This window comes from Paraburkholderia sp. 32 (genome assembly GCF_050435345.1).
GTDB classification, from domain to species: Bacteria; Pseudomonadota; Gammaproteobacteria; order Burkholderiales; family Burkholderiaceae; genus Paraburkholderia; species Paraburkholderia tuberum.
In genome coordinates, this window is record NZ_JBNDKD010000003.1 from 551,989 (window position 1) to 569,131 (window position 17,143).

Genomic DNA, 17,143 nt, shown 5'->3' on the forward strand with positions numbered 1-17,143 from the left:
TTCGCGCATTACGCGACCAAGGTCTGCAACTGTGTGAGCAACGCATCGGGAATCTCGATTCCATCGCGGCTTGCCGCGTCGGCCAACGCATGCCGCCGTTGCCCTGGCAAACGGACATCCGCATCCTGCAACATCGCCGCGACAAGCGCCTCGACCCGTTCTACGTACATCTCATTGCCCGCCAGCGCGCCCGGATCGATGGCCCAGAACAGATGGCCGATCCGCGAGCGTGCCCCCTCCTCGGTCAGGAACGAGCCCGCTTCATAGCCGAAGTTCGCGCCCGCCAGCGCCGCCGCCAGCAGTTCGACCATCAGCGCGAGCATCGCGCCTTTCGCGCCGCCGAACGGCAGCATCATGCCGTCGAGCGCCGCCTTGGCGTCGGTGGTCGGCGTACCGTCGCGGGCGGTCGCCCAGCCGGACGGTATGGGCTTGCCTTCGCGCGCCGCAACCATGATCTTGCCGCGCGCCACTTGCGACAGCGACAGGTCGACCATCAATGCGTCGCCATTGCGGCGCGGAAACACGGCGGCAATGGGATTGGTGCCGAATAGCGCATGACGCCCGCCCCACGCGGGCATCGCCGCCGGGGAATTGCTGAACGCAAGGCCCACCATGCCCGCCGCGCCGATCGCCTCCAGGTGATATGCGCCGACGCCGAAATGATGGCTGCGGGTCACGCTCGCCACTGCGCTGCCGTGTTCGCGCGCACGGCCGATCAAGGTCTCGACAGCAAGCGCGCAGGCGGGAAACGCCATGCCATCGGCGGCATCGACGAGCACGGCGGCGTTGCGCGTCGCAACAATGGAGGGCTTCGCCTGTGGATCGACGCGCCCGTTGCGCAACTGCGCGACGTACATCGGCAAACGCGAAACACCGTGCGACGACAACCCGCACGAGTCCGCATACACCAACGCGCGGGCCGTGGCCGTCGCGGTCTCCGGCGTTGCGCCCGCGTTGCGGACGGCGCGCGTCGCGAGTTCGAGCAGTTCGTCGGCTGAGACTCGCGTCATCGTGAAATTCCTTCGGTTACGTGTGAATCACGCTGCGCAAGCAGGGCCTCCGTCACGCGCGCCGCAACGAGCGTGCTGACACGTTCGTTCGACTGCATGGTCAGCCCCGCAATGTGCGGCGTGAGAATGAGGTTTGGTGCGTCGGCCAGCGGGGATCGGGCGGCGAGCGGCTCGTCGTTGAAAACGTCGAGCGCCGCGCCGCCGATGCGGCCTTCGCGCAACGCCAAGGCAAGCGCCGCTTCATCGACGATCCCGCCGCGCGACGTGTTGACGATGATCGCGTGGCGCTTCAGCGTCGCGAGTTGCGATGCGCCGAGCAGATTGCGCGTGCTGTCGACGAGCGGCACATGCAGCGTGATCACATCGGCGGCACGCAACGCTTCGTCGATGCTCACGCGGCGTGCGCCGGTCGCGGCCCAGCACGCCGCGTCGACCGGCTGCAGCGGATCGTAGGCGAGTACCTGCATGCCCAGCGCACGCGCGAGCTGCGCAACGAGTTGCCCGATGCCGCCGAAGCCGATGACGGCAAGCGTGCTACCCGCCGCTTCACGGCCATTCGAAAGCGCCGCGCGCGGCCATTTGCCCGCCGCGACCTCCATGCTCGAACGGTATGCACCGCGCAGCAGCATCAGTGCCGTGGCGAGCACGTACTCGGCCACCGCGCGTGCATTCGCACCCGTCGCCGGGAACACCGATACGTTGCGTTGCGCGCATGCGTCCAGATCGATGTTGTCGAGCCCGACGCCCAGACGCCCGACTACGCTCAGACGCGGCGCGGCATCGAGCAGCGCGGCCCTTACCTGCGTGCGATTGCGCACGATCAGCGCGTCGGCATCGGCCAGCAACGCGTTCAACGCAACGGGTTGATCGACGAGCGACGCATCGGCATGCACGTCGAAGTGCTCGCTGAGCGCTGCGACTGCGCAAGCGTCGATGAATTCGCTGATGACGATCTTCTTGCGCGTCGCGCGCGGATTGGTATTCAGGTTCGTGCTCAATTCGAGCGCTCCTGTACATACGCGGGCGGCGCCATGTCGTTGACATCGCTTGCGTTCGCTTGCGGCTCGCCGCGTTGAACTTCCGGCGGCGCGGCCAGCAGTTTGCGCGCGGCCTGCACATCGAATGCGCCTTCCCAGCGGGCGACGACAATCGTCGCCACCGCATTGCCGATCATGTTCACGATCGCGCGAATCTCATTGAGCACGCGATCGATACCGAGTATCAGCGTAATGCCCGCAACCGGAATGATGTTGTGCGTCGACAGTGTCGCCGTCAGTGCGACCAGCGCCGCCCCCGCCACGCCCGCGCCGCCCTTTGACGTCACCATCAATATCGCCAGCAGCCCGATCTGTTGCAGTAGCGTGAGATGGGTATTGGTGGCCTGCGCGATGAAGAGCGAGGTCATCGTCAGATAGATCGCGGCGCCGTCGAGGTTGAACGAATAGCCCGTCGGCAGCACGAGCCCGACTACCGGCTTCGGACACCCAAGCCGTTCGAGCTTTTCCATCAAACGAGGCAACACCGATTCCGTTGTAGACGTGCCCAATACGATCAGCAGTTCCTCACGCAGATACTTGAGCAGCGGCCACAACCCCACGCCCGCCCAGCGGCAGATCGTGCCCAGCACCAGGGCGATGAAGAGAAAGCTCGTCAGATAGAAGCACACGATCAACAGACCGAGTTGCTGCAACGTCGAAATGCCATATTTTCCGACTGTGAACGCCATCGCGCCGAACGCGCCAAGGGGAGCCAGGCGCATGATCATTTCGACGATCCGCATCAGCGCTTCGCCGCTCTGTTCGATCACGCGCGACAGGAAGCGGCTGCGCCGCGACATGATCGATAGCGCGATGCCGAACAACACCGAGAACAGCAACACCTGCAACAGATCGCCCCGCGCGAACGCGCCCACGACCGAATTCGGCACGATCTCTTCGAGGAAGCTGGTGTTCGACTGCGCGTGAACTTCCGTCACGTAATGGCTGACTGCATGCGTATCGAGCGTCTTCGGATCGATGTTCAGCCCGGAGCCGGGGTGCAGCAGATTGGCGACGACAAGGCCGATGACGAGCGCCACCGTCGTCACCGCTTCGAAGTACACGATGGTTTTGAGGCCGACGCGCCCGACCTGCTTGAGATTCTCCATCCGGGCGATGCCGACGGAGACGGTACAGAAGATCACCAGCGTGATCAGCATCTTGATGAGCCGGATAAAGGTATCACCGAACGGCTTCATCTGGACGCCGAGATCCGGCCAGAAATAACCGACGAGAATGCCTGCCGCAAGTCCGATCAGAACCTGCACGTAAAGATGTTTTAGCACGCGCAAGATGGTGTCTCCTCCACTCGCTGCTGCTGGAAAATGGAACAGCGCCGTGCGGCGCGTGCCGGGCTTCTCGGGCCCGAGACGTCACGCGTGCGCGCGCTGCTGCGAAAACTCCCTTGAATACAGGGGATCCAAAGCTGACGCGAAGCTAACTGTCATCGCAGCCGCCTGCGCGATCAGGATTCGTGCGCTATGCAGCGCGGCCCGTCGCGAGGACGGGCCCGGAGAAATTACGCGCTTTCGAACAGACGCGTCAACACGAACTCGCGGTGGCCCAGCGCTTCCGCCGACGTAAAGCGCCCGTTCGCGGTGCGCAGCATCGATTCCAGCAGTTTGTCGCCAGCCTGATCGAGATTCTGTTCGCGCTGCAACAGTCCCGACACATCCACGTCGATATGCTCGCTCATCGTGCGCACCGTACGCGGGTTCGCGCAAATCTTGATGACAGGCACGATCGGATTGCCGATCACGTTGCCCTGCCCGGTCGGGAAGAAATGCACGGCAAAGCCCGACGCGGCGCACAGCGTCACCATCTCGGCCGCGGCTGACGACGAATCCATGAACCACAAGCCCGGCCCCGTCGGTTCCTCGGCCTTGTCGAGCACGCCGTCGACTCTGCACTTCTTGCCGATCTTCTGGATATTGCCCAGCGCTTTTTCTTCGATGGTCGTCAGGCCGCCCGCGATGTTGCCTTTGGTCGGCTGCGACTCCGACAGATCGTCGGTCTTCCAGCGGTTGATCATGTCCTGATAGCGGTCGAACATGAACTGGAAGCGCTCGCGCACCTGGTCGTTCGCGCAACGCGCGGCAACGATCTGCTCGCCGCCCGTGAGTTCGGACGTCTCGCCGAAGACGAGCGTCGTGCCCAACCCATAGAGCTTGTCGAACGCATTGCCGACAGTCGGGTTCGCGCCGCAGCCGGACGTGGTATCGGATTCGCCGCACTTCGTGGATACCCACAGGTCCGAAATCGGGCATTCTTCGCGATCGAGCGACGTGGCGTACTGCACCATCTCTTTCGCGGTTTTCGAGGCACGCATGATCGTATCGTGATCGCCATGCAGTTCGATGCCGAAGCCCATCACCGGCTTGCCTGACTTCGCAATGCCGTCTACGACGCGTTTGGTCCAGCCTTCCTCGATCCCGATCACGACGACCGCCGCGACATTCGGGTTGCAGCCGGCGCCGATCAGCGTGCGGAAATGCAGATCGAGGTCGGCGCCGAACTGCAGGCGGCCGTATGGATGCGGTAGCGCCATCGTGCCTTTGATGGCCGTTTCGACGGCCAGCGCGGCGGCGTTCGACAAATCGTCGACGGGCAGGATGATCACATGGTTACGCACGCCGACGCGTCCATTGGAACGGCGAAACCCGCGGAAAGTGGTGTTCTGGTCAATCACGCTCATGGTGGCTCTCTTCGATCTGGCTCTGTTGAGTGGGGAAGCTCGCTCGCAATGTCGATGCGCGAGCTGGTCGATCCTCGCGCCGGCTACCAGCGCTTCGTCTTGATGTTGTGAACATGCGCATGTTCACCCGCGCGGATCGGCGCAACGACCTTGCCGATGTCCACGCCGTACTTGAACACCGTGTCGCCGACCGCCATGTCTTTTAGCGCCACCTTGTGACCGATCGGAATGTTCTGTCTCGCCGAGATCGTCACGAGCTCGTCGTCGTCCATGATCCACGCGTTCAATTGGGTCCCCGCCTTGATGCCTTCGACAACCGCCACACCGACGGTGTCTTTCGCTTCGTGCAGCACGATATGAATCGTTTTGCGGTCTGACGAAGGGCTGGCGGAAGATCCTTCACCGGATTGTTGCGGTGCACCTGCTGCGGTGTGGCTCATCAGTTGTCTCCAGTCTGTTGGTACGGTTTGGTTCGCCTGCGTGAACCCATCTTAGGCGGCACATTTGCATATGTCAACCAGATCATCTATATGTGTTTGATGAACCGTATGAAGTAGAATCAATTGAAAGACAGCAGCAGTGAAGATGCAACGACAGGATGAGATCGATGAATACGTTGACGACGGGTATCAATCTACCGAACGGCGTGGCCGCCACGCCGGCAATCGGCGGCACGCGCTACAAGGAAGTGAAGAATGCGATGCTGGCCGCGCTGGCCGCGCACGAATGGAAGGGCGGCGAAACGATTCCTTCGGAAAAGCGGCTGGCCGAACGCTTCGGCGTATCGATCGGCACGCTGCGCAAGGCAATCGACGAACTGGTGGCCGACAACATTCTGGTGCGGCATCAGGGGCTCGGTACTTTCGTCGCGCAACACCAGCGTGATCGTCATTTCTTCCGCTTCTTCCGCATCGTCCGCCAGGACGGCGACAAGACCTACCCGAGCGTAACGCTCGTGCAGTTCAGGAAGGCCAAGGCTACGCGCGATATCGCGACGCTGCTGAAAGTCGAAACGGGCGCGCGCGTGTTCACGTTCATCAACCGTCTGGCGCTGCATGGCGAAACGGTGATGATCGACAACATCACCGTACCCGAGGCGCGTTTTCCGGGCCTGACGGAAGCCGCGCTGCGCAGCCGGCCGAGCACGCTGTACAACTTCTATCAGGATGCGTTCAACATCAACGTGCTCGGCACCGAGGAACGCGTGCGCGTCGCGGTAGCCAATGAACTCGAAAGCAAACTGCTGGAAGTGCCGCACGGCACGCCGCTTCTTGAAGTGCGGCGCGTCGCGTATTCGTATCATCAGGCGCCCGTCGAAGTGCGGATCTCGCATGCGAACACCGCACGCTACGAATACGTCGGTGCTTCGGCATCGCACGAAGAGCCGCTCTGACAAGGCCAGAAGCCAAGCGCGGTGCGCAGCGCCAAAAGCCGCCGGCCGCGCGCCGCACATGTCACGTTTTCCCGCATTTGCAATCAACAGCACGATCACCTACACTCGCTACTCATACAGATGAGTTAAATCACACGGCGCTGAATTCGCTGAATGCCACAGTCACCGAAGCAAGGCATTTCACGCGCAATCCGGTTGCCCACAACACACCATCTGTGAACCTGATTCCGGCCGCGTCGCGCAAACCGTTTTGTCGCGAGCAGGCCGGCAACAAGGAGACACTCACGATGCGTACCCCGCCTCATCGTCATCCCGCTCATGTCCTTCATGTCGCGCCTTGCCGCGTGACGCATGCGTTGCGCCGGCCGCAGCCACGCGAGACCGAATAGGCACACGCAGCCCCCCCATCCGGTTTATCCGGTGTCGCATTTCAACAGATTGGCCGTGCCGTTCCTGTCGCAAGGAGTGTCCAGCGATGAGCCTTCGTAAAGTTGCCGTATTTCTCTCAACGCTGCTCGCTCTCGGCGCAGCTCTCACCAGTGCGCCCGCCCGCGCCGAACTGTCGGAGATCCGGATCGCGCGCCAATACGGCGTCAGCTATTTGCCGCTGATGCTGATGCAGGATCAGAAGCTGGTCGAAAAGCACGCCGCGCAACTGGGCGTGCCGAATCTGAAAGTGTCATGGGTCGAATTCGCGGGCGGCAACGTGATGAACGACGCGCTGCTGTCCGATTCGTTGCAGATCGCGTCAGGCGGCGTCGCGCCGCTCGTGCTGCTGTGGGCGCGTACGCGCGGCACGCCCGTCGAGGTCAAGGCGCTGTCGGCGATCAATTCGATGCCGCTGCTGTTGAACACCAACAATCCGACGGTGAAAACGTTGAAAGACTTCACCGGCAAGGACAAGATCGCGCTGCCCGCAGCGAAGGTGTCGATCCAGGCAATCACGTTGCAAATGGCCGCGGAAAAGGCCTTCGGCGCCGGCAACCAGGGGCAGCTCGATAAATACACTGTCTCGCTGGCTCATCCCGATGCGCAGCAGGCGCTGCTGTCGGGCAATAGCGAAGTGACCGCGCATTTCGGCTCGCCGCCGTTTCAGGAACAGGAATTGGCCCACCCTGGCGTGCGCACCGTTGTGAATTCGTATGACGTTCTGGGCGGCAAGTCGACATTCAATCTGGTCTGGTGCATGACGAAGTTCTATCAACAGAATCCGAAACTCGTGCAAGCCTTCATGGCCGCGCTCGACGATGCCGAAGCGCAGATCACCAGGGACAAGCACGCGGCCGCACTCGCCTACCTGCGCATCAGCAAGGACAAGAGCAATGTCGCCGACATCGAAAAGATGATTTCGTCGCCCGATGTCGCCTTCACGACCACGCCCGAAAACACGCTCAAATACGCGGATTTCATGGCACGCACGGGCCTGATCAAGACCAAACCCGCCTCGTGGAAGGACATGTTCTTTCCGACCGCCCAATCGCTTCAAGGGAGTTGATCATGCATCGCACGCGTGCTGGAGCCACCCGCGCCACATCCTCGCCGAGCGGCATGCCGTTACTGGATGTCGCCGGCGTAACGCTGCAATACAAGACGCCGCGGCATCTCGTGATGGCAACGTATCGCGTCGACTTTCAGGTATTCGAAGGCGACCGTTTCGTTTTGCTTGGGCCATCGGGTTGCGGCAAGTCGACGTTGCTCAAGAGCGTCGGCGGCTATCTGCTGCCGACGGAAGGTTCGATCACGCTGAAGGGCAAGACGGTGACGAAGCCGGGCCCCGACCGGATGATGGTCTTTCAGGAATTCGACCAGTTGCTGCCGTGGAAGACGGTCAAGCAGAACGTGATGTTTCCGCTGCTCGCTTCGCACCGGCTGTCGGCGCGCGAAGCGGAACAGCGCGCGATGCATTACATCGACAAGGTCAACCTCACGAAATTCTCGGACAGCCATCCGCATACGTTATCGGGCGGCATGAAGCAGCGCGTGGCGATTGCGCGCGGCATGGCGATGGAACCGGACATCCTGCTGATGGACGAGCCGTTCGCCGCACTCGATGCGCTCACGCGCCGCAAGATGCAGGACGAACTACTGACGCTATGGCAGGAAACGCGCTTCACCGTGCTATTCGTCACGCATTCGATTCCGGAAGCGATCAAGGTCGGCAGCCGGATTCTGTTGCTGTCGCCGCACCCGGGGCAGGTCAAGGCAGAACTCGATACGGCGGCGGCAGGCGAATCCGCTGCCACGCTCGAAAAACGCATCCAGCACATGCTGTTCGAAGACGAAATCCACGAGGCAGAGAATGTCTGACGCTACCGCACACGGTTCCGCATCCGTCCATCCGCCCCGTAACGACATGATCACGCACGCGCCGCGCGGCGAGATCATTCGCGAACCCAGCGATGCACAGCATTTCAGCGTCGTCGAAAAGCCGCTGTCACCGTTCGAGCGCCTGTACAACCAGAGCTGGCTGCGCAAGTTCCTGATCCTCGCGCTGCTCGCGCTGGTCTGGGAAGGCTACGGACGCTGGCTCAACAATCCGTTGCTGTTTCCCACTTTCAGCGCGACCGTCGACGCGTTCTGCACGAGCATCGCAAACGGCGAACTGCCCGGCAAGGCATGGGCGTCGATCCACGTATTGCTGCTCGGCTACGGCTGCGGTCTGCTGCTGGCCGCGTTGCTGACGGCCGCCGCGATCACCTCGCGCATCGGCACGGACTTTCTCGAAACGATGACCTCGATGCTCAACCCGCTGCCCGCCATCGCGCTGCTGCCGCTCGCGCTGATCTGGTTCGGGCTCGGCAACGGCAGCCTGATCTTTGTGCTCGTGCATTCGGTGACATGGTCGGTCGCGTTGAATACGCACTCGGGCTTTCTGTCGGTGAGCAACACGCTGAAAATGGTCGGGCGCAACTATGGGTTGCGCGGCGGGCGCTACGTCGCCGCGATTCTGGTGCCCGCTGCGTTCCCGAGCATTCTGACCGGCCTGAAGATCGGCTGGGCCTTCGCGTGGCGCACGCTGATCGCGGCGGAACTCGTGTTCGGCGTGAGTTCGGGTTCCGGCGGCCTCGGCTGGTTCATCTACGAAAACAAGAACCTGCTCGACATCGCGAACGTGTTCGCGGGTCTGTTCACGGTGATTCTGATTGGCCTCGCCGTCGAAAACCTGATCTTCCGCGTACTCGAACGCCATACCGTGCAACGCTGGGGCATGCAGTCGTGAAGCATGACGTGCACGCACGGGAGGCTCGTTGCTAAGCGCCGACATCGCGCTGCTGGTGATTGGAGGCAGCGCGGTCGCGGGCTTCGTGTCCGGGCTGGCGGGATTTGCGTTCGGTCTCGTCGCGATGGTGTTCTGGGCATGGGCGCTGCCGCCGCAAGCGATCGGGCCGATGCTCGTGGTCGGCTCGCTGGTCGGACAGATGCTAACCGTGCATACGGTGCGCTCGCAGATACGGCCGAAGATCATCGGTCCGTTCATCGCAGGAGGCATCGTCGGCGTGCCGATCGGCGCGACGCTGCTGCCGTTCATCGATCCCGTCGGCTTTCGGATCGGCGCCGGTCTGCTGATGATCGTCTATTGCGGCGTGATGCTCGCCGCGAAAGATCTGCCGACGGTGACGGCAGGCGGTGCCTGGGCGGACGGCGGCGTCGGTGTGGTCGGCGGCATTCTGGGCGGCATTGCGGGGCTCGTCGGTCCGGCACCGACCATATGGTGCATGCTGCGCGGTCACAACAAAGATACGCAGCGCGCGATCTGCCAAAGCTTTTTCATCGCGATGCAATCGCTGACGCTCGTCACGTATGCACTGACGGGCCTGATCGGCAAGCAGACGCTAGTACTCTTCGGCTGGATGCTGCCGTCGTCGCTGCTGTTTGCGTGGCTCGGCTCACGGCTTTATCGGCGTCTGTCGGACACCGCGTTTCGGCGGGTGCTGCTTGCGCTGCTGTTCGCTTCGGGCGTGGCGCTGCTGGGCTCATCGCTTGTTCACGCGATAAAGTAATGCCGATGCGGCAACGTCAAACTGAGTGAGCGTCATGAGTGCGATTCGCTATTTCGTCACGTTTCTGTCCGTCGCGCGTCACGGCTCGTTCGCCGCAGCCGCCGACGAAGTGTGTCTCACGCAGGCCGCCGTGAGCCTGCAGATGCGTTCACTGGAACGCGATCTCGACATGGTGCTGTTCGAACGGGGCGCGCGCTCGGTCGCATTGAGCGAACAGGGACGCACGATCGTGCCGCTCGCCGAAACGCTGGTCGCCAACTATCGGCGGATTCTGGCCACGGCGGGCCGCGACGAACTGGCGGGCGTCGTGCGGGTCGGCGCGCTGGTGTCGTCGCTGATGGGCGCGTTCGCCGATGCGATGCTGAATCTGAAACGCCGCTACCCGCGCCTCGAACTGAAGCTTTTCACGGGCCTGTCGAGTGACTTCACGCTACGCGTGGAGAACGGAGAACTCGACGCCGCCATCGTCACGCAGTCGCCCACCGGCTTTCCCGCCGCGTTGAAGTGGACGGTGCTGTATCACGAGCCGATGGTGCTGATCTCGTCGGCTGACAATCCGCGCGCGCACGTCGACACGCTGCTTCGTGAGCCGTTCATCCGTTTCGACCGGCAGACGTGGACAGGCATGCTGATCGACGACGCGCTGCGCGGCCTCGACGCTTCCGTGCACGACATCATGGAGTTGAACTCGCTCGAATCGATCTGCGAAATGGTGAAGCGCGGTTTCGGCGTTTCGGTAGTGCCGCGTCTCGCGAATGCGAACTGGAATCACGAATCAGGGCTGCGCGTGACCGAGTTGCCCGAGCGGATCGCGCCGCGCCGCGTCGGCCTGCTGGAACGGCGCGAACACGGACGCGAAGCGTTCACGGCCGCCGTGAAGCGTCACTTCACGACGGCGGCCGACGTTTCCGCCAGTGGCAATGATTCGTCGAGCAGCGACTGACCAGGCTTCACGCGCGTGAACTGCACGCGCCGGCGGCTGGTTTCGAAGGCGTTCTGCTGAAGCCGCAGGCATACATACTCGGATGTGTCCAGATCTCCGGCGTCGGGAAAGTCTTCGCGGAAATGCGCGCCGCGCGAATTCTCGCGCAGCAACGCCGACTCGGTGATCGCGCGGCTCACGAGCGTCAGGTTGTGCAGGTTCATCCAGTCGTGCCACGACAGGTTGAAGCGCAGATCGCGTCCATCGACACCCGTGCGGTCCAGCCGTTCGCCGATGTCGATCAATGCGCTTCTCGCGCGCAGCAAGCCCTGCTCGTCGCGCAGAATGCCGACGTCGCGCCACATCAACTCGTACAGGTCGTCGCGTATCGATTCGAGATCGCCCGCAGGCTGGCCGAGCGGCCGCGTGCAACGTTCGATGGCGCGCTCGATCTGACTGGCATCGGCGGTGGCGAGGCGCCCATGGCGCGGCACCCAGCGCGCGAGCGTCTCACCCGCAATGCCGCCGAACACCGTCGAATTCGCGACGCCGTTGCCGCCCAGCCGGTTCGCGCCGTGCACGCCGCCCGCATCCTCGCCCGCGACGAAGAGGCCCGGCAGCGTCGTCGAACAGTCGGTCTCGAACAACACGCCGCCCATCATGTAGTGCGCGGTCGGCACCACTTCGACCTGGCCGCCCGCCAGATCGAAGCCGCAATCCGCGCAGCGTTCGACCATGCCCTTGAAACGCTGGCGCACGCTGTCGGGCCCGAGATGATCCATGCGCAGATAGACGCCGCCGTTCGGCGTCGTGTTGCCCGCGCGCAGTTCACGGTAAATGCTGCGCGAGACGATGTCGCGCGTCGCGCGCTCGCCGCGCGGATCGTAGCGGTGCATGAAGCGCTCGCCGTCGCCCGTCAGCAGATAGCCGCCCGCGCCGCGCAGCCCTTCTTCGAGCACGGTGCCCGTCATGCGCGTATGAGTGCCCGCCAGCAAGCCCGTCGGGTGGAACTGCACCATCTCCATGTCGCGCAACGTGAGGCCGGCACGCAGCGCCATCGCCATGCCGTCGCAACTCTTGTCTGCGCTCGGCGTGTGGTACTTGTACATCGTGGGGCCGCCGCCCGTCGCGAGCAGCACGGCCTTCGCGCGCACGAAGACGAATTCGCCGCTGCGAATGTCGATCATCAGCACGCCGGCCAGTGCGCTGCCGTCTTCGGACTCGATGAATTCCACCGCGCGATGTTCTTCGAGCCGCTCGATCCCGCGCGCCCACACCTGTTCGGCAAGCCGGTTGATGATCTCGATGCCAGTCTGATCGCCCTTGTGCACCGTGCGGTCGAAGGTTTGCCCGGCGAATGCCTTCTGCTTCAGCGTGCCGTCCGGGTTGCGGTCGAAGAAGCAGCCCAGTTCGTTTTCGAGTTCGTTTATCCGCTCGACCGCGCGTGTCACCAGCGTCCACGCGAGTTCCTGGTTCGACAGCCATTTGCCGCCTTCGATCGTATCCATGAAGTGACGTTCGATCGAATCGCCCTGTGCTAGCGCGACGTTATAGCCGCCCTGCACCATGCGCGTACAGCCGCATTTGCCGAGCAATCCTTTCACGGCGATCGTGATGCGCAACTGCGGCGCGTCGGCCTGCGCATGCAGCGCGGCAAACAGGCCTGCGCCGCCGCTGCCGAGAATCAGGATGTCGGTATCCACGTGCTTCATGGTCGGTTCCCGTGATGAACGACGCTGCGTTCGTTCAGCTTCTGATGCCCAGCGACGCGAGCACCGCTTCGCGCCGCTCACGCGTGCTCTGCTGGACCTTCGTGTAGACGCTGTCGCCGTGACTATCCATCGCGACGAGCAGCGGGCCGAATTCGCCGATCCTGAAGCGCCATAGCGATTCGGGGTTCAGGTCGTCGAGATCGACGTCTTCGATCTGTTCGATCCATGTCGTCTCCAGCGCCGCCGTGCCGCCGACGATCGCGAGATACACGCCGCCGTATTTTGCGAACGCATCGCTCGACGCCTGCCCGAGCCCGCCCTTGCCGATCACGATGCGCACGCCGTATTGCGCCATCAGCGCCGCGGTGAAGCGCTCCATGCGTGCGGACGTCGTCGTGCCGACGCAGACAGGCTCGTAGCCCGCCGGATGTGCGTCCGAGCGTGGCACCTTGCGCACGTTCGGCGCGGTGTGAATCACCGCATGGCCGCGCAGATCGAAGCGAGTCGTGCGGCCACGGTCGAACATGTGGATCTGCGTGGCGTCGCGGATGCCGAACAGCGTGCCTGTCAACGTAACGGTGTCGCCCGTGCGCAACGCGCGAATCTGCGCTTCGCTAGCGGGCATGGACAGCGTGTGATGAGTCATCGATCGTTCCTTGACGGTGTGCGTGCCGATGCGGACAGCCCGCGTGTCAGTAGCCGTACTCGACGCCCGCCGGCGTCAGCGTGGCGCGCGCGCGGCGGGCCGAATGACACTGCATGTTCACGGCGACCGGATTCATCGTGATATGCGTCGCCGCCAGTTCGAGGTGGACCGCGAACGACGTCGCGTCGCCGCCGAGCCCCTGCGGGCCGACGCCCAGGCGGTTCACCGCGGCCGACAGTTCCTCCTCCAGCGCGGCCGCCGCCGGATCGTCGCAATGCGTACCGAGCGCGCGCGTCGCGGCACGCTTGGCGAGCCACACGCACAGATCCGAGGTACCGCCGATGCCCACGCCTACAATCGTCGGCGGACACGTCTTGCCGCCCGCATCGACCACGCAGTCGATCACGAAGCGTTTGATCGCGTCGACACCTTCCGCCGGAATCGCCATTTTCAGAAACGAGTTGTTTTCCGAACCGCTGCCCTTCGGAATCATTTCGATCACGAGCGTATCGGCTGTCGAGTCGAAGTCGATATGGATCGCGGGCATCAGCACGCCGCAAGACGAATATTCGTTTTTCCGCGTCAACGGATGCACGACCGACGAGCGCAATGGATGCTCGCGCGTGGCCCGTTCGCAGCCGCGCCGGATCGCTGCTTTCAACGCGACGCCGTCGAGCGCGAGGCCCGTGCCGATCGTCACGTTGTAGATCGGCAGCCCGGTGTCCTGGCACAGCAGGTTGTCCTGATCTTCGGCAATCGCGATATTGGTGCGCATTGTGCCCAGCACGCGGCGCGCGGTGTCGTCGGTTTCAGCGCGTTCGAGGCGCGCGATACCGTCCTTGATGTCGGGCGGCAAATGCTTCAGCGCGCGTATGTACAACTGCTTCGCGACCTCTTCGATCTGCTGCATGTCCATTGATGAATCTCCGTCGGGGGACCGTGCGTTCACGACGTGAGCGACAGCGCAAACGCCAGCCCGATGACCAATGCGCCGCCCGCTGTCGCCGCGATCAGGTTCTTGCGCAAACCGCTCCATGGCCGGTATTCGATGAGCAGAATGCGCACGCCGCCGAACAGATGCGCGGCCAGCAACGTGACGAGGCCCCACTCGGCGAATACGAAGGCGGGTTGCCTCGTCACGGCGAGAAACGACTCGAACGATGCTGCACCGTGCAAAGCGGTGCCGAGCGCCCAGAAGTGCAGCGGCAGAAAGAAGGCGAGCGCGAGTCCGGACAGACGGTGCACAAGAAAGGCCCACCACGCGGGATGGTTGCGCGCGCGCGAGTCGGCGCGCCGGCCAGGGGTGCGGTGTCCGGCGTGGTTCGTGTCTGTTGCCGGTTTCGCTGCGCGTGCCATGTCGCTCATTGCGGCCCTCCTACCAGCGCGAAGACCGCGCGCAGACCGGCAATCGCCAACGCAATGCCGACGATCACGCTCGCCACCCCGACGCTGCGCCCGCGCCAGCCGAGCCACTCCTCGGCGATCCTTCTCAAGCCGACAGGCACATGCGCGGACGACGCAAGCACGAACACGGAATAGAACACCGCCCACGCCGTATTGCCGTGCAGACGCGCGATCACGTTCGCCGCGCTCAGCCCGCCATGCACGACGATAATCATGGTGACAAGATGGACGGCCACGCATAAGGTCAGCACCATCGCCGACAGGCGCTGCAACCGCCAGCCGCTCATCATCGCGGTTCTCCTTTCGGCGCATGGCCGCGAAGCCGCTTCAGGCCAGCAATGCTGGCCGTCGGCTGCAGCGACTTGGGACACCGTTCGGTACACGAGCCGAGCGTATGGCACGAATGACAGCCTGCGTCGTTGGAGACGGCTGCGACGCGGGTTTGCTGCTGGATGTCGCGTACGTCGTTGACGAGCGTCCACGCACGGTTGAGCGCGGCGGGTCCGAGATAGTCGGGGTTCCATGCGACGACGTCGCAGCTCGCATAACAGACACCGCAGCCGATGCATTCAATCCCCGCGTCGGCCGCCTTGCGTTCGGCGGAGGCGGGATCGACGCAAGCGGCAGGTTCGTTACGCGTGTGCTCGCCCTTGAAATAGCCCTTCGCATCGCGCCATTTGTCGAAGAAGGCGGTCATATCCGTCGCCAGATCCTTGATGACGGGCAGGTGATTGAGAGGCGCGATTTCGAGCACGTCACCGGCGTGCTTCATGACTTTGGTGACGTGCGTGCGGCAGGTCCATCGCGCGCGGCCGTTGACGGTCATTGCGCATGAACCGCACATGCCGACCCGGCACGCAAAGCGATAGGACAGCGTCGCATCCAGATGGCGCTGGATGTGGATCACCACGTCGAGCACGGTCTGACTTTCCATGCGCGGCACGTCGAAGCGCTGAAAGCTGCCTTCGTCGTTACCGCGCCAGACGTCGACCTTGAGTTGCGGGGGAGTGGTTCGCATCGTGACCGTTGAGGTTCGAATGATTGCGAAGCCAGTCTAAGGGGCGCGCGCCGCCCGTCAAAGCCAAAGATTCTTGTTGCAAGCTCAAGGTTTTTTTATGCTCGCGGGCGTGCGAGTGCCTGTGAGAACGCTCTTGAAACCGCCCCACCAGGCTTGTCATTTCAGAGTGTTCGAAATTCCGCGCTAACATATGTTCGATTGCCCAATTGGAGTGCGTACGCACTCGTCGACGCCTGGGAACGCCGCCGCGTCCGCGGGTCTAGTGGATCCTGAGTTGCCGCAACACGCAACTAATCCACGAAGTCGGACAGCTTTAGTCAAACGGTCTGCAGAATGAGAAAACGATTACCTCCGCTTAACTGGTTGCGCGCATTTGAATCCTCTGCCCGGCATCTCAGTTTCACCCATGCGGCGACAGAGTTGAGCCTGACCCAGGCGGCGGTAAGCCAACAGGTGAAGGGACTCGAGTCGCAGTTGGGGGCAGTCCTCTTTAAGCGCTTGCCAAGAGGACTCGAGCTCACTGAGGCCGGGCTAGCCTATTTGCCGGTTGTCCACGAGGCCGTAGAGCGACTGGCGGCCGCAACTGAAGAGATCTTCGGGCAAGGTCACGGCAGAGTCCTTACCGTTCGGGTCAGCCTGGTGTTTTTTACCCATTGGCTGGCAATGCGCTTACCCGACTTTCGTGAACGCCACCCCGAGGTCAATCTGCGTATCACCAGCAACATATGGGGGGGCGATTCGAGCGTGACCGACGTCGAAGCCGATATGGAAATCCGCTATGGACATGGAGAATGGACGGGACTCAAGGCCGAGCGGCTGACCTGGGATACGTTGCTGCCGGTCTGCGCCCCATTCTTGCCCTCCGAACAGGCGCCACTGGCTACGCCGAAGGATCTCCGTTACCACGAACTACTCCACGTCCTCGGCTACGAGGAGGGCTGGGGATACTGGTTGAAGAAAGCAGGCGCGGGACAGGTCGACTCTTCGAAGGGAATGCAGTTCGATACCTTGATCTCTGCTTTGAGAATGGCCGAGCTTGGTCAAGGGGTGGCCTTGGCGCGCTCGTCGCTGGTCCAGTCGATGCTGGACACCGGGCAACTGATAGCGCCTTTCGAATCCCGGCTTACGACCAGTGAAGCTTTCTACCTGGTCTATTCTCCTCACAGCATCGTCAACCCTGATGCCGCGGCGTTCGTGGCCTGGCTGAGTGCGAAGGCTCAGGAGGGGCGTGCGCGGAACTGATCAGGCAGGTTGACATCGCACGTCCATTTCGCCGGGCTGCCAGTGATCGACTGGTCATTTTCC

18 protein-coding genes are annotated in these 17,143 nt (G+C 62.9%); 7 read left to right on the top strand and 11 right to left on the bottom strand.

The window, feature by feature from the left end:
• Positions 1-8: 8 nt before the first annotated feature.
• From OKW26_RS25255 to OKW26_RS25275, 5 genes are all read right to left on the bottom strand, one after another.
• Positions 9-1,010 carry an Ldh family oxidoreductase gene (locus OKW26_RS25255; RefSeq protein ID WP_429355564.1) on the bottom strand — a complete coding sequence of 334 codons (1,002 nt, stop codon included), beginning with the start codon at positions 1,008-1,010 and terminating at the stop codon, positions 9-11.
• Positions 1,007-2,008, bottom strand: coding sequence for a hydroxyacid dehydrogenase (locus OKW26_RS25260; RefSeq protein WP_429355565.1), 1,002 nt, complete (start codon positions 2,006-2,008; stop codon positions 1,007-1,009). Before OKW26_RS25260 ends, OKW26_RS25255 begins: the two co-directional genes overlap by 4 nt.
• A complete protein-coding gene (gene dctA, locus OKW26_RS25265) occupies positions 2,005-3,339 on the bottom strand; it encodes a C4-dicarboxylate transporter DctA (RefSeq protein ID WP_429355566.1) in 1,335 nt (444 codons plus the stop codon). The genes OKW26_RS25260 and dctA overlap by 4 nt, the downstream gene beginning before the upstream one ends.
• Before the next feature lie 227 nt (positions 3,340-3,566).
• Positions 3,567-4,742, bottom strand: coding sequence for a UxaA family hydrolase (locus OKW26_RS25270; protein ID WP_018422893.1), 1,176 nt, complete (start codon positions 4,740-4,742; stop codon positions 3,567-3,569).
• A gap of 83 nt (positions 4,743-4,825) precedes the next feature.
• Positions 4,826-5,095: a UxaA family hydrolase gene (locus OKW26_RS25275; RefSeq protein WP_429357127.1), complete on the bottom strand. Its 270-nt coding sequence runs from the start codon at positions 5,093-5,095 to the stop codon at positions 4,826-4,828.
• A gap of 254 nt (positions 5,096-5,349) precedes the next feature.
• On the opposite strand from OKW26_RS25275, the gene OKW26_RS25280 reads away from it, so the two are divergent.
• The 6 genes from OKW26_RS25280 to OKW26_RS25305 all read left to right on the top strand — a co-directional run bounded on the left by OKW26_RS25280 (position 5,350) and on the right by OKW26_RS25305 (position 11,079).
• The gene (locus tag OKW26_RS25280) at positions 5,350-6,135 is read left to right on the top strand and encodes a GntR family transcriptional regulator (RefSeq protein WP_429355567.1); all 786 of its coding nucleotides are present in this window, start codon (positions 5,350-5,352) and stop codon (positions 6,133-6,135) included.
• A 475-nt stretch (positions 6,136-6,610) separates the two neighbouring features.
• On the top strand, positions 6,611-7,630 hold the full coding sequence (locus tag OKW26_RS25285; RefSeq protein WP_184066444.1) for an ABC transporter substrate-binding protein: 1,020 nt from the start codon (positions 6,611-6,613) through the stop codon (positions 7,628-7,630).
• Between the two features lie 2 nt (positions 7,631-7,632).
• Entirely contained in the window at positions 7,633-8,442 is an 810-nt protein-coding gene (locus tag OKW26_RS25290) for an ABC transporter ATP-binding protein (protein WP_244144794.1), read from the top strand.
• Entirely contained in the window at positions 8,435-9,355 is a 921-nt protein-coding gene (locus OKW26_RS25295) for an ABC transporter permease (protein WP_429355568.1), read from the top strand. Before OKW26_RS25290 ends, OKW26_RS25295 begins: the two co-directional genes overlap by 8 nt.
• Positions 9,356-9,383: 28 nt before the next feature.
• Positions 9,384-10,136 (top strand): sulfite exporter TauE/SafE family protein, encoded by a 753-nt coding sequence (locus OKW26_RS25300; RefSeq protein WP_090805001.1) that lies wholly within the window; start codon positions 9,384-9,386, stop codon positions 10,134-10,136.
• A 34-nt stretch (positions 10,137-10,170) separates the two neighbouring features.
• Entirely contained in the window at positions 10,171-11,079 is a 909-nt protein-coding gene (locus OKW26_RS25305; RefSeq protein WP_429355569.1) for a LysR substrate-binding domain-containing protein, read from the top strand.
• Here the strand turns inward: OKW26_RS25305 and OKW26_RS25310 are convergent.
• From OKW26_RS25310 to OKW26_RS25335, 6 genes are read right to left on the bottom strand one after another with little or no spacing between them, the layout of a single operon-like run.
• Entirely contained in the window at positions 11,019-12,770 is a 1,752-nt protein-coding gene (locus OKW26_RS25310) for an L-aspartate oxidase (protein WP_429355570.1), read from the bottom strand. The two genes, OKW26_RS25305 and OKW26_RS25310, sit on opposite strands and share 61 nt — an antisense overlap.
• Before the next feature lie 34 nt (positions 12,771-12,804).
• Positions 12,805-13,416, bottom strand: a complete 612-nt coding sequence (locus tag OKW26_RS25315) for a FumA C-terminus/TtdB family hydratase beta subunit (protein ID WP_429355571.1) — start codon at positions 13,414-13,416, stop codon at positions 12,805-12,807.
• Positions 13,417-13,462: 46 nt separating this feature from the next.
• Positions 13,463-14,332, bottom strand: a complete 870-nt coding sequence (locus OKW26_RS25320; protein ID WP_429355572.1) for a fumarate hydratase — start codon at positions 14,330-14,332, stop codon at positions 13,463-13,465.
• 29 nt (positions 14,333-14,361) lie between these two features.
• Positions 14,362-14,781, bottom strand: a complete 420-nt coding sequence (sdhC, locus tag OKW26_RS25325; protein ID WP_090805014.1) for a succinate dehydrogenase, cytochrome b556 subunit — start codon at positions 14,779-14,781, stop codon at positions 14,362-14,364.
• Positions 14,778-15,110 (bottom strand): succinate dehydrogenase, encoded by a 333-nt coding sequence (locus OKW26_RS25330; protein WP_184040186.1) that lies wholly within the window; start codon positions 15,108-15,110, stop codon positions 14,778-14,780. The genes sdhC and OKW26_RS25330 overlap by 4 nt, the downstream gene beginning before the upstream one ends.
• Complete coding sequence (locus OKW26_RS25335) at positions 15,107-15,838, bottom strand: succinate dehydrogenase/fumarate reductase iron-sulfur subunit (RefSeq protein WP_090805017.1); 732 nt, start codon at positions 15,836-15,838, stop codon at positions 15,107-15,109. The genes OKW26_RS25330 and OKW26_RS25335 overlap by 4 nt, the downstream gene beginning before the upstream one ends.
• Before the next feature lie 333 nt (positions 15,839-16,171).
• On the opposite strand from OKW26_RS25335, the gene gcvA reads away from it, so the two are divergent.
• The gene (gene gcvA / locus OKW26_RS25340; RefSeq protein WP_184066433.1) at positions 16,172-17,080 is read left to right on the top strand and encodes a transcriptional regulator GcvA; all 909 of its coding nucleotides are present in this window, start codon (positions 16,172-16,174) and stop codon (positions 17,078-17,080) included.
• Positions 17,081-17,143: the final 63 nt, after the last annotated feature.

Coding starts and splice junctions, on each gene's coding strand:
- OKW26_RS25255 (WP_429355564.1), bottom strand. CDS start 1,010: ATGACGCGAGTCTCAGCCGACGAACTGCTCGAACTCGCGACGCGCGCC.
- OKW26_RS25270 (WP_018422893.1), bottom strand. CDS start 4,742: ATGAGCGTGATTGACCAGAACACCACTTTCCGCGGGTTTCGCCGTTCC.
- OKW26_RS25280 (WP_429355567.1), top strand. CDS start 5,350: ATGAATACGTTGACGACGGGTATCAATCTACCGAACGGCGTGGCCGCC.
- OKW26_RS25285 (WP_184066444.1), top strand. CDS start 6,611: ATGAGCCTTCGTAAAGTTGCCGTATTTCTCTCAACGCTGCTCGCTCTC.
- OKW26_RS25290 (WP_244144794.1), top strand. CDS start 7,633: ATGCATCGCACGCGTGCTGGAGCCACCCGCGCCACATCCTCGCCGAGC.
- OKW26_RS25295 (WP_429355568.1), top strand. CDS start 8,435: ATGTCTGACGCTACCGCACACGGTTCCGCATCCGTCCATCCGCCCCGT.
- OKW26_RS25305 (WP_429355569.1), top strand. CDS start 10,171: ATGAGTGCGATTCGCTATTTCGTCACGTTTCTGTCCGTCGCGCGTCAC.
- OKW26_RS25310 (WP_429355570.1), bottom strand. CDS start 12,770: ATGAAGCACGTGGATACCGACATCCTGATTCTCGGCAGCGGCGGCGCA.
- OKW26_RS25315 (WP_429355571.1), bottom strand. CDS start 13,416: ATGACTCATCACACGCTGTCCATGCCCGCTAGCGAAGCGCAGATTCGC.
- OKW26_RS25320 (WP_429355572.1), bottom strand. CDS start 14,332: ATGGACATGCAGCAGATCGAAGAGGTCGCGAAGCAGTTGTACATACGC.
- sdhC (WP_090805014.1), bottom strand. CDS start 14,781: ATGAGCGACATGGCACGCGCAGCGAAACCGGCAACAGACACGAACCAC.
- OKW26_RS25330 (WP_184040186.1), bottom strand. CDS start 15,110: ATGATGAGCGGCTGGCGGTTGCAGCGCCTGTCGGCGATGGTGCTGACC.
- OKW26_RS25335 (WP_090805017.1), bottom strand. CDS start 15,838: ATGCGAACCACTCCCCCGCAACTCAAGGTCGACGTCTGGCGCGGTAAC.
- gcvA (WP_184066433.1), top strand. CDS start 16,172: ATGAGAAAACGATTACCTCCGCTTAACTGGTTGCGCGCATTTGAATCC.